Genomic DNA, 4,951 nt, shown 5'->3' with positions numbered 1-4,951 from the left:
CTCGTAGTTGGCCGTCAGGGTCACGGCATTGGCCGGCATGGTGATGGTCAGGGTGCTGGCGGTGTCATCCTCCAGCTTCAGGCCATCGGCGGTCCAGTTCACGAACTGCATGCCCTCTTCGGGGGCGTTGGCGGTGACGGTGATCTGGGCGCCGGCCTCGTACTCGCCGGAGCCGGTGCCGCCGTTGACGGTGAGGGTATAGGTCTCCACCGGGGCGGCGGTAACGGTGACGGTAGCGGTGCCGGAGAATTCCTCGTCGGCCACGGAGGTGGCGGTGACGGTGAGGGTCTCGGCAGTCTCATCCTCGGCCACGGTCAGCAGGCCGGTGTCGGAGATGGAAGTGGTCTCAGACTGAGCGCCCTCCACGCTCCAGGTCACGGCCTGGTCGGGCTCGTTCTCGCCCTCCACCACGGCGTTGAACTGCTGGGTGGTGCCCACCTGCACGCTGGCGGTGTCGGGAGAGACAGTAACGCCGGTAACCACGGGGGAATCAGGCTCACATGCAAAACAAACCGAGTAGCTCTCTCCATAGGATTGTGTAGTGTCTACCACAAAGGTCACAGGATCCAGGCTGATCACTTCCACGCCTTCCCCAGAGAGGAGCGCCGTTGCTGTACCGTCGTATGTTACGGTGATAGAATCCCCCCGCTGGGTGGGATCGGAGACCGAGAACGTCAATTCTCCCTCCCCATCCCGTACCATTACACAGGCGGGAGCGCTTACCTGGATGCCACCCACGAACTGCTCTGTGGCATTCCAGAAGTTGCCCGCGGTAATGTGCAGGGTGTTTTCCCGTACCACATGGGCATCGTTGGTCTGGGCCAGAATGGTAATATCCGACTGAGTCTGATCGGCATAGGCCTGGGTCTCTTCCTCGCTCTTGTTGGGCAGTACCACATAGGCATATGCTGCATCGCTGGGCTTCTGTCCATGGTCAAAGGCAAATGTGGCAAAACCGTTGGTCACCTCACCACTGCCAGGACCCACATCGCTCCAGTCGCCGGTGCGTACTTCCTTAAGTACCTTGACGGAAGAGGGCTCAGGGAAATAATAACCGATCTGGCTTCCTTCTTCCCCCTGAAGATGGATGGTGCTGACCTCTTCGATCACAGTTCCTTTCGGAGCTGATGGTGCGGTGACATTTTCCACCGTAACCTCCACATTTTGTGCAGGATTCTGGGTAATGGACGCCCAGGAAGGCAGAGATGACGTATTCAGTTGGAAGAAATCTTCCGAAAAGACCTCCTGCCCACCGGCAGAAACCTTGACATAATTTACATCCAGGCTCCCGTTTACCGTGTTGCTGCTCTGGGTGCCAAAGCGGATTTTAACTGCGTCCCCGGCTGCAGCATTGGCATAAGGCAGGGTTTTGGTCACCGGCTCGCTGCCAGAGACCGCCATAGTGACGGTGAACTGTTTGTTTTGAGGATCTGTGACAAAAGTCAGGGTAAACCAGGAATTGGTTTTATAGGTTCCCAGCTTGGTGTCCACATTCCCGTTATCCGTATTGCGGGACTGGTAGCTCTTGTCGCTGTTCCGGCTGAAGGTATAGGCCACCTGATTGCCCTCGGCATCCAGCAAATTGGTCTGGAAGAAATTCACCGCCGTGGGGAATCGGATCTGAGTCTCCACCGTAACAGATTCTCCCTCTTTCACGCCAGCCTCTGCCAGGAAGGAGGAAAAGTCAATGGTAAAGCTGCCGCTGGCGTCAGAGGCATCGCTGATACGCAGGAAGCGGGAGGTCACTTCTTCCGTCTCCGGCCCATTGTCCAGTACGTCGTCCCGGACTACGCCGTTGACCTGCACTTCATTGGAGGCGTCGGCGGCAATGCGCCGGTTGTCAATGACGGTCTCCACATAATTGCCGGTATTGGAGGTAATACCGCTGCCCAGGGCCACGATCTCATCGTCAAACATAAACCAGGACTTCTTAGCTTCAGTTCCGTCCTTGCTGCTGCCGTTGCCCAGGGTCTTCAGATGCATCCCGGTGACGCCGTATAGGTCGCCCAGCACCGCCATTCCCACAAAGGGGAAGGGATTGGTCTTGTCCTGTCCAACACCGTCGCCCCGCATCACAAATTCTGTGGTGGTACCGGGCAGACGCCGGGGATCCACAGTGGCCCAATAGCCGCCGCCGTACTGGTCATCGCCGTTATAAAGGTAGGTCATGCCGTCGGAGATGTTCCAGGTGCGCTTGCCCTCGTCGTTGATAAATTCGTGGTTATACGTACGGTTGGAGTGCATGGATACGGCAAAGCAATAATCGACCATACTATGTACCGTCTTGTCCATGGAGGGATAGGTTTTGTGCAGGGCGTATTCCCCACGCGGCTCCACGGTGTCGTCGGCCATCAGCTCTTTGGCCAGCAGCAGCGCATGGATGTTGCCGGTCTGAGCATAGAAGTAGTCTTCGTCCAGGCCGATGTAGTACTTGAGCATGCTCTCAAAGCGACGCTCCATCTCCTCGGTGGGCATGGACCCCAGATAAGGCAGCAGGGCAGTCAGAATCCCCACCGTGCGCTGCCGGTCATTTTCGGCTGTACGGGTGATACCGCGCCCGGCAGTCATGTCCATAAAATGCCCGTCATAAATCAGCGGCTCCAAACCTTCAAAGATGGAGTTGTAAACAATATCCTGCGCGTTGTCCTCATAGGTAAACTGCCAAGGGGTGTCGTGGAACATAGCGAAGAAAATGCCGATCTGCCGGTACAAGGTGGCTCCGTAGCCGCCATTATAGGCAATTCCCTCATGCTGGATATAGGAGCCATCCTGCCAGAAGCCGTCGTCGCCGCTGTTGATTGCGTCGTTGGTGTTGTTGGCATAGCGGAATACCTGTTTGACCTCGCTCTTCACCAGCTCCAACTGCTCCCCATTCTCGGAAAGCACAGCAATCATGGCACAGGAGCTGGCTTTATCCAAAAGATTGGCGCCCGTCATAACGCCGGGTGAGGTAAGGGTAGGACGCGTGGTTCCCGTGGTGCTGTCCGGCACAAAGTGGTCCAGAATGGCCAGATAGCCGTCCAGCTTGTCCTGAGGTACTGCATCCCCCAGGATCATCAGCCCCTGAAGGAAGCTCTGCGGGATACCGATCTCCCAGGTATACCAGTTTCCGTAGAGCATGGCGTCGGCATTGTAGTAGCTCTTTGTCAACAGGTCATACCCTGCAAGGATCTCGTCCAGCACCTGCTCATTCTGGTAGAGGTCGCAGCCCTTGGTACTGTATGCTTTGACCAGAGACAGCAGCCGGGAAAAACTGGTGCCCACCTCATTGAATTCCTCCCGGGCCGGAACGCTGGTATCGCCATGTTCATAATGAGGCGTACCGGTATTCATGTCCAGCTCCGGCCACAGGAGCGTCCGGTCAGGGTGCTCACTGGCCTTAATCAGGGTAGCCCATACCTCATTGGCGGCTGTGTTGATGCCCTCGATATAGGCTGCCACCTCCGGATCGCTCTCATCCAGCGTACCGCCGATGAGATACTCCCGCCAGCGCGCCTTCACCGTCTGGAAGGCCTCCGCCTCCACGTCCCGGCGTACCTGTACCGTCACCTGGGCCGTGAGTCCCTGCGGATTTTTTACTGTACCGTTCAAAGCCAGTTCGCCCTGGAAAACATAGTCTCCCTCAACGTCGGGCGTATAGTCCCCTTCAGCTGTCCAGCCGGACACCGGCAGTTGGGCCGAACCGCCCGGCTCCAGGGTGACCTCTACATACTCAGGGAAAGGAATGTTCTCCTGCGGTGTGCCGGGCAGGACAGTAATGGCCGGAAGGTCTGCCACGGCGGTGATATTGCGATCCACCGTGTCCTCGGCCACCGTCACCTGCAGCTCGGCCTTCAGTCCCAGTCCATTTTCATAGAGCGCTCCCGTCTCCAGCATCCCGGAGATCACCTGTTCTCCTGGCTGATCGGGGTGGTAATCCGCGCTCTCCCAGCTCACAGGCACCTGTGCCTTACCGCCGCCAGCCAAGGTAACCGTCACCGTCTCCGGCAGTCCCAATTCCGCAAAAGCAGTTCCAAAGGCCGCCTGTATTCCTTCGGGTGCCTCAACGGAGACGATCTCCTCCGCCGCCCCGGTGCGCACCACGATATCATCGGCATAGATGGTTCCGTTGATGTTCTTGGGTGCAGCCACACGCACGGCGCTGACTCCATCCTGGGCATAGCGGAAGGAGAACTGCTCCGCCGCGTCCGCAGGCAGCTGTACCCCATCCAGCCACACGGCATAGGTATTTTCCTGTACATCTACCCGGATATCCAGGTCATACCATACGCCGGTCTCAATGCTCTGAAGCTCCAGAGTCTTGGTGGGAGACGTACCGGGACGGTGCCCCAGTGCACTGCTGCTGCCCTTGTTCATCAGGCTGACCGCCTGCTTGCCCGAGGGCGCGAAGAGGTGCACACCCGCCGAATCCGGCAGGCCATCCGGGTTCAGCGTCTCATCCGACGGGAAGTAAACCCGCAGGCTCACCAGTCCCTCCCCGTCAATGGTCTCGGGCAGCGGCCAGGTGGCGTAGGACTCATACCCCGTCTGGGTCGCGGATACCGCCAAGATCTGATTATCCGGGTCCTCCGGGTCAGTCAGAACCTGGACCCAGCTCTGGGCGGGATCGGCCCCATCCGTGGCAAACGCATCCCAGCCCTGCGGTGCTTCTCCCACGGCATCTGACTGGAAATCACAGGATGCCAGCACTGTCGAGGCATCTGCCGCCCCAACAGCGGGCAGCGTCTGGAATGCCATGGCAAAACAAAGGGTCAGGGACAACCATCTTCTTGCCTGTTTCATGACTTCCTCCTTTTTTCTCCCCAATTGCCGCGATATCCACAGACTGCGCGCAAGGGCTGCCTGTGGATATCGTGTAGTTCAGATGGAATTGGTGTGCCCGCTCAGGGCTGCTTGCCGATGTAGGCGAGGATGCCGCCGTCCACATACAGGATGTGGCCGTTGACGAAGT

The 4,951-nt window shown here is 58.2% G+C and carries 1 protein-coding gene; it reads right to left on the bottom strand.

Annotated features, from left to right (window positions below):
- A partial coding sequence (locus WMO45_RS13525) for a polysaccharide lyase family 8 super-sandwich domain-containing protein (protein WP_349141414.1) occupies nt 1-4,782 on the bottom strand: 4,782 nt, incomplete at its 3' end.
- Nucleotides 4,783-4,951 lie beyond the last annotated feature (169 nt).

Source organism: Flavonifractor hominis, from assembly GCF_040095835.1.
GTDB lineage: Bacteria > Bacillota > Clostridia > Oscillospirales > Oscillospiraceae > Flavonifractor > Flavonifractor hominis.
The sequence above is the reverse complement of the archived record's forward strand: the minus strand, read 5'-3'. Positions and strand labels throughout refer to the sequence as shown.